At 29.2% G+C, this 7,617-nt stretch carries 6 protein-coding genes and 1 riboswitch; of the genes, 5 read left to right on the top strand and 1 reads right to left on the bottom strand.

Going from position 1 to position 7,617, the window contains the following annotated elements; genetic code table 11:
- The first annotated feature begins 85 nt into the window (after nucleotides 1-85).
- Nucleotides 86-514: a 3-hydroxyacyl-ACP dehydratase FabZ gene (gene fabZ / locus KGF52_RS09605; RefSeq protein WP_227483562.1), complete on the top strand. Its 429-nt coding sequence runs from the start codon at nucleotides 86-88 to the stop codon at nucleotides 512-514.
- A 135-nt stretch (nucleotides 515-649) separates the two neighbouring features.
- Here the strand turns inward: fabZ and yyaC are convergent, their stop codons facing one another.
- Nucleotides 650-1,159, bottom strand: coding sequence for a spore protease YyaC (yyaC, locus tag KGF52_RS09600; protein ID WP_021382545.1), 510 nt, complete (start codon nucleotides 1,157-1,159; stop codon nucleotides 650-652).
- A gap of 188 nt (nucleotides 1,160-1,347) precedes the next feature.
- A riboswitch (SAM riboswitch) is annotated at nucleotides 1,348-1,451 on the top strand.
- A gap of 136 nt (nucleotides 1,452-1,587) precedes the next feature.
- Between yyaC and metK the strand changes: the two genes are divergently transcribed.
- The 4 genes from metK to KGF52_RS09580 all read left to right on the top strand — a co-directional run bounded on the left by metK (nucleotide 1,588) and on the right by KGF52_RS09580 (nucleotide 7,489).
- Nucleotides 1,588-2,781, top strand: coding sequence for a methionine adenosyltransferase (metK, locus tag KGF52_RS09595; RefSeq protein ID WP_227840015.1), 1,194 nt, complete (start codon nucleotides 1,588-1,590; stop codon nucleotides 2,779-2,781).
- A gap of 334 nt (nucleotides 2,782-3,115) precedes the next feature.
- A complete protein-coding gene (locus KGF52_RS09590; RefSeq protein WP_227840014.1) occupies nucleotides 3,116-4,213 on the top strand; it encodes a hypothetical protein in 1,098 nt (365 codons plus the stop codon).
- A 271-nt stretch (nucleotides 4,214-4,484) separates the two neighbouring features.
- The gene (locus KGF52_RS09585; RefSeq protein ID WP_227840013.1) at nucleotides 4,485-6,704 is read left to right on the top strand and encodes an ATP-dependent RecD-like DNA helicase; all 2,220 of its coding nucleotides are present in this window, start codon (nucleotides 4,485-4,487) and stop codon (nucleotides 6,702-6,704) included.
- A gap of 2 nt (nucleotides 6,705-6,706) precedes the next feature.
- Nucleotides 6,707-7,489, top strand: coding sequence for a ComF family protein (locus tag KGF52_RS09580; protein WP_227840012.1), 783 nt, complete (start codon nucleotides 6,707-6,709; stop codon nucleotides 7,487-7,489).
- Nucleotides 7,490-7,617: the final 128 nt, after the last annotated feature.

Genomic DNA, 7,617 nt, shown 5'->3' with positions numbered 1-7,617 from the left:
TAGCTTAGGCAAGGCGAGGTTCAGTGAAGAAGGAAAAATCTCGATATGGATATATTTGACCATATTTTGAGTAGCAGAGTTTAAAATGTTAAATATAGATGAAATAAAAGAACTAATACCACATAGATATCCATTTTTATTAGTGGACAAGATTACAGAGTTAGAAGTTGGAAAAAGAGCTGTTGGTATAAAAAATGTAACAGTTAATGAACCATTTTTTCAAGGTCATTTTCCAAATTACCCATTGATGCCAGGCGTGTTGATAGTAGAAGCTCTAGCACAAGTGTGTGGAGTGGCAATGATGTCTTTGGAAGAAAATAAAGGTAAATTAGGTGTATTTGCTGGTATTGATAAAGTTAGAATCAAGAGAGAAGTAAGACCAGGAGATACATTGACTATGGAAGTTGAAATGACAACGCTTAGAAGAAATATAGCAAAAGCAGATGCTAAAGCTTATGTTGGTGAAGAACTTGTCTGTAAAGGTGAGTTAATGTTTGCTCTAGTAGAGAAATAAAATTTTTAAGAATGAAAACAGAAGAATAAATATCAAAATAAAAAGGTAGATAATTTGGAGTATTTATTAAATTAAATACTCTATAGTATCTACCCTTTTAATACAAAAAATTTTATCAGTTACCTTATATAAGATTTAAGTAGATACCAATAGTGCTAAGGCTATTGTTTCAGCTAAGTCTAGTATAAAGCTAAGACGTATATTATTAAATGAAAGTCTGTTATTTTCATCAATTTTATCTACAATTCCTACTATAGAATAATTTCCTATTTGAGGTAGTTTTTTTCCCACACCTTTTCCAGGCAGGATAGGTCCTTCTCTAATCTGTATATTACCTATGTTACTCTGTGACCCCAAGCAAGCATCTATAGCCAAGAAGTTACCTTGCATATGTGTATTTTTTATAGTATCTAAAGACTCATATATATTTAAGGCGTGAATAGGGTTATCTAGTGTACCGTAAACGGGGTATTTAAATTTACTGTTTTTAAGTATTGTTCCAACTAAAGGGCCTAAAGTATCACCTATAGCCCTGTCTGTTCCTATGCAAACAACAATCGTATTTTCATTAATTATGGTTTTGAGAACTGAACTTAGCATCTGTATAACATCATCATCGCTGTAATTTACTTTAGCTAAATACAATAGGAACACCCCCTTCAAAAAAATATATGAATAAAAAACATTAAAAAGACCTAACTTTAAATTTCAGATAGAGATAATATTTTATTTGTCTCACAAAAAAAGTAATGGCAAAAATATGACTAAAAATCTTGACAAAATTTTAAAAAAATAGTAAGCTAATAAGGTAAAATAAAACTTAAATCTTGATTACCTTATCAAGAGAGGCTGAGGGATAGGCCCTGTGAAGCCCAGCAACCACCCAAATGGGAAAAGGTGCTAATTCCTGCAAGACAAAAGTCTTGAGAGATGAGGTCAGTTAATTAGTATGCGATTACGATTATTAACCTCTTCTTATAAGGAGAGGTTTTTTATTTTGAGTAAAATTTCTAAGAATTGAAGATAAGGTAAAACCTATAATAAAAATTAAGAATGAATAAGGAGGAACAAAAATGGCAAGACATTTATTTACGTCAGAATCAGTTACAGAAGGACATCCTGATAAGATATGTGACCAAATATCAGATTCAATATTAGATGCATTGTTAGAAAAAGACCCACAATCTAGAGTAGCTTGTGAAACTACAGTAACAACAGGCTTAGTTTTAGTAGCTGGAGAAATAAGTACATCTGCTTATGTAGATATACCTAAATTAGTAAGAGAAACAGTAAAAGAAATTGGATATACAAGAGCAAAATATGGATTTGACTGTGACACTTGTGCAGTTATAACTTCTATAGATGAACAATCTGGAGATATAGCTATGGGAGTTGATGAAGGTCTAGAGAGTAAGACTGGAGAAGAAATAGAACAAGAAATAGAAAAAGTGGGAGCTGGAGACCAAGGTATAATGTTTGGATTTGCATGTAATGAAACTCCAGAATTAATGCCACTTCCAATATCATTAGCTCATAAATTATCAAGAAGACTTACAGAAGTTAGAAAGACAGGTTTAGTTGATTATTTAAGACCAGATGGAAAAACTCAAGTTACTGTTGAATATGAAGGAAATAAAGCTATAAGAGTACATACAGTTCTTATATCAGCTCAACATTGTGAAACAGTATCAAATGATAAGATAAGACAAGATTTAATTGAGCATGTTATAAAATCAGTTATACCAGCTGAATTACTTGATGAAGATACTAAAATTTATATAAACCCAACAGGAAGATTCGTTATAGGAGGACCTCAAGGAGATACAGGTCTTACAGGAAGAAAAATAATAATAGACACTTATGGTGGATATTCTAGACATGGTGGAGGAGCTTTTTCAGGAAAAGACCCTACAAAAGTTGATAGATCTGCTGCTTATGCCGCTAGATATGTGGCTAAAAATATTGTTGCAGCTGGACTTGCAGATAAATGTGAGATAGAACTTGCATATGCCATAGGTATAGCTAGACCATTATCTATATTTATAGATACTTTTGGGACAGGCAAAGTTTCAGAAGAAAAGCTTGTTGAACTAGTAAACAAACACTTTGATTTAAGACCAGGAGCAATAATAAGAGATTTAGATTTAAGAAAGCCTCTTTACAAAAAGGTTGCTGCTTATGGTCACTTTGGTAGAACTGATATAGATTTACCATGGGAAAAAACTGATAAAGTAGAACAATTAAGAAAAGACGCATTAGGTGAATAGTGCTTAGACAAGGAACTGCTAGAATGTAATTTTATAATTACGTTTTAGCAGTTTTTTATTTTATGATTAAATATATTTAATAAATACTAATTTTCAATCATATAATAAAGAAACATTATTTAGTGAGATTAATATATTTCATTATATAATATTGCATTAAATTAATACATATTAGGAGACATATGTTAAAAACTGGTTAAGATTTCGTTAAGTAATGTTAAATAATTCAAAAAATATTGAAAAGCATCAATAATACAACTAATATAGTCTTAATAAACTTACATTAAATTTTACTTATTAAAAAATTTATTTTATTTAGGAGGGAGTAGTGTGTATGTCGAGTAAAATGAACATCAAAATGGTTATAAGTTTTGCTGGAGCATATGTAGCGACTGTAATAGGTTCTGGATTTGCAACTGGTCAAGAGATATTACAATTCTTTACGTTTTATGGGTATGCTGGTATTATAGGAGGAATAATATCTATGGTATTATTCTCATGGTTTGGAGCAGAAGTTATAGAAAAAGGGAGAGAACTAAAGCTTAAAGAGCCAATAAAGATTTATCAAGTATATTGTGGAAAATATCTTGGTACATTTTTTGAATGGTTTGGACCATTGTTTTTGTTTGGTACATTAGTAATAATGATTGCAGGAGCAGGAGCTACATTGTCAGAGTATTATGGGCTAAATCCATATGTAGGTAGAATTGGCATGGCAATAGTTTCCCTAATAACTGTATCTCTAGGTTTGACAAGACTTTCCAAGATACTAGGTAATATAGGTCCTATAATAATAATATTTACACTTTTAGTGGGAGCAATTAGTTTATTTAGTAATATTGGTGCTTTATCAAATGCAGGAGCTATAGTTGATAGTCTAAACGTTAAAACTGCTACATCAAATGGATATTTCTCAGGTGTACTTTATACTTGCTATAATGTAATAATAGTAATAACATTCTTGACAGGAATGGGAGCTTCAGCAGTAAATAAGAAAGATGCTGTATGGGGAGGTATAGTAGGTGGAGTAGCACTTATGGCAGCAGCTATAATGATGAATCTAGCACTACTTTCAGATGTAGGAAATATATACACAAAAGAAATACCAGCTCTTTATTTAGCTGACAAGATATCTCCAATTATAGGTATTTTATTCTCAGTAGTACTTTTATTAGGAATATATACTACAGCTGTACCATTATTATGGTCAGTAACTAATAGATTTGTGGAAGATGACCATCCTAAATTTAAAATAATAACAGTAGTAGTAAGCATATTAGCATGTATAGGAGGATTATTACCATTTGATAAACTTGTAGGGACATTATATCCATACACAGGTTATATGGGAATTTTAATTTTACTATGTATGCTTTATCGAAGAATTACCAAAACTGAAGGATATAAGGAAAATAAATCTGAAGTAAATTAATATCAAAATAAATTTGTGAAATTTAATCTATGTTTTAGAAGCAAGCTGGTTGAAATAAAATAATTATTTGTATATGGTGCCTTTATTTTAAGGTACCATATTTTAAGGATGCAGATTTTTTTTGTTTCTGATAAAATGTATAATAGTTGGAAATTAAGTTAAGTATAAAAATATAGAAAAATTTTCTGATAGAATCCTATCATAGAACTTAATATATTTAAGTATACTAACATGCAAACGGAACAATTATTAGTATTTTTAGGAGATAAAAATGGAAAAATTAGAAGGAATGATAAGTGAAATAGTCTTTAAAAATGAAGATAATGGCTATACAATAGCTCATCTGGTAAATGAAAATGATGAAATTGTTGTTGTAGGATGTATGCCTACCTTAGCAATGGGAGAGAGTATAGAAGTTGAAGGTAAATGGGTAAACCACAAAATTTATGGAACTCAATTTGAAGTGAATAGTTTTATGCCAGTGACACCATCATCTTTAGAAGGAATTTATGTTTACTTATCTTCTGGTATGATACATGGAATTGGCGAAAAAATGGCTAAGAGAATAATTGATAAGTTTGGTGTTGATACACTAGATGTAATACAAAATTACCCAGAAAAATTACAAGAAGTAGAGGGTATAGGCAGTAAAAAGGTAAAGCAAATAGTAAAGAGTTATGAAGAAGATAGAGAATTAAGAAACATAATAATAGAACTATCTCCTTTTGGAATAACACCCAATTACTGTCTAAAAATATATAAAAAATATAAAAGTAGTGCAATAGAAATTATAAATAAAAATCCATATCAGCTTGCTGAAGACATAAGAGGAATAGGGTTTAAAGTAGCTGATAGTATAGCTAATAAAATTGGCATAGATAAAAATTCTAAAGATAGAGTATGTCAAGGAATATTATATACCTTAAATAAATCCCTAAGTAATGGACATACATATTTACCAGAACACATTCTAATACAAGATTCGGAAAAATTGTTGGAGTTAAGTGGAGACATAGTAAAAGAATGTGTAATGATGTTGGTATATAATCAAAAAATACATATAGAAAAAGTAAATAATGAAAATCTCATATATCTTATGCCATACTACCTATCTGAAAATGGAGTATGTAGTCAAATAGTAAAATTGTCGCAGTATGAATTTGAAGATTTGAATATAGATATAGAAAATGAAATTAAAATTTTAGAAGATGATAAGAAAATTAAGTTAGCAGAGAAACAAGTTTTAGCAGTTAAAGAATCTATGAACAGTGGAGTATTAATTATAACTGGTGGTCCAGGTACTGGAAAGACTACTACTATTAATGCAATTATAGATATATTTGAAAATAATGGTAAAAGCGTAACTTTAGCTGCTCCAACGGGAAGAGCAGCTAAGAGAATGAGTGAAACTTCTAATAAAGAAGCAAAGACTATACATAGATTATTAGAAATGGGATTTTCAACAGATGATGATTTAACATTTTTTAAAGATGAAGAAGACCCGATAAACTCAGATGTAATAATAGTCGATGAAGTATCAATGGTAGATATTATCTTAATGTATAATTTACTTAGAGCAATAAAATTAGGAACAAGAGTAATATTAGTTGGGGATAGTGACCAATTACCTTCTGTAGGTGCGGGTAATGTACTTAAGGACATGATAGACTCAAATATTATAAATGTGGTCAAATTAAATGAAATATTTAGACAAGCTCAAGAAAGTATGATAATTGTGAATGCGCATAAGATAAATAATGGCGAACCACTTCATTTAAATACAAAGGGAAAAGACTTCTTTTTTATAAGAAAATCAACGAATGAAGAGATATTGAATGAAATAATAGGTTTGGTAAATGAAAGACTACCTAAATTTTATAATGTTGATAAACTAAAAGATATACAGGTTTTATCTTCAATGAGAAAAGGAGAGCTAGGAGTTACCAATCTGAATATAGAGTTACAAAAGTATCTTAACAAAAAGGAGAAGTTTAAAGTAGAAGAAAGTTTTTCTAAAAGGTTGTTTAGAGTTGGTGACAAGGTAATGCAAGTAAAAAATAATTATACAAAAAAATGGGAGACAGAAGACCAAAAGGAAAGTGGGGAAGGTATATATAATGGAGATATAGGCTATGTATATCATATAGATAAAGATAAGAAAACTATTTATGTGTTATTTGACCAAACTAAAATTGTATCATATTTATATGATGAGTTAGATGAGATTGACCATAGTTTTTGTACAACTATACATAAAAGTCAAGGAAGTGAATTTCCAGTTGTAGTGATACCAATAACTTGGGCTCCTCCTATGTTATTAAGCCGTAATTTATTATATACAGCAGTGACAAGAGCAAAAAAATTAGTTGTATTAGTTGGAGATGTGAAATATTTGGAATATATGATAAAAAATAATAGAGTAAATCAAAGATATTCAAACTTAGGATATAAGCTAAATAAATTCAAACAAGAAGGGCTGTTGATAGAGTAAATATGAAAATATGCAATGATAATTTTATTAAGAGTCTTAGAAATCTGATTAATAAATGTCTGGATTTTATTTATCCTGAAAATATAAATTGCATAATTTGTGATAAATCAATAAAAAAAACTAATACCTATTCAGTCTGTAAAAGTTGTTTTGATGAAATGAATTTTATACTAAATGGGTGCATAAAATGTGGAAAGCCAATCATACATCATTCGCTTGAAAAAGAATTTATTGAAGGATGTAGCTATTGTTTTGATAAAAGTTTTTATTTTGATAAGTCAATCTCCTGTATTGAATACAATGATATAACTAAAAAAATAATATTAGGATTAAAGTACAATCAAAAAACATTTATGGCTAAATACATAGCTCAAATAATGAAAGAAAAGTTGGATTTAGAAAATGTGAAATTTGATTATATATTATTTGTTCCACTTCATAGGAAAAGACTTAATAAAAGAGGATTTAATCAAGCACTAAAAATAGCTTTGAGTTTGAGTAAAATAACAAATGTTCCAATATTAGATTGTATATCTAGGGAAAAAAATACAAGGATGCTCTATAAGTTAAGTAAACAAGAGCGAAAAAAGGAATTAAAAAATGTATTTGCTGTTAACGAAAATATTAAATTAATAAATAATAAAAATGTACTTTTGATAGATGATATATTTACAACTGGCTTGACAACAAATGAAATATCTAAGATTTTAAAGTTATCTGGTGTTAATAAGGTTTTTGTAATGACTTTGCTTACAAGAGCAAATGACAACTATGTTATGGAATAATCTTATATATTGACAATTTCACTTTAAAATATTAAAATGAATAAGTGATATTTAGGTCTGTGGTTGAAAGTCCAAGCCAGTCGCAGGCAAAAGGATCCACGTAAGTTAACACTAAAAGTTGAGTTAAT

Origin of the sequence: Clostridioides sp. ZZV15-6597 (assembly GCF_020657815.1) — a bacterium.
GTDB lineage: Bacteria > Bacillota > Clostridia > Peptostreptococcales > Peptostreptococcaceae > Clostridioides.
This window is presented reverse-complemented; position numbering and strand designations above follow the sequence as displayed.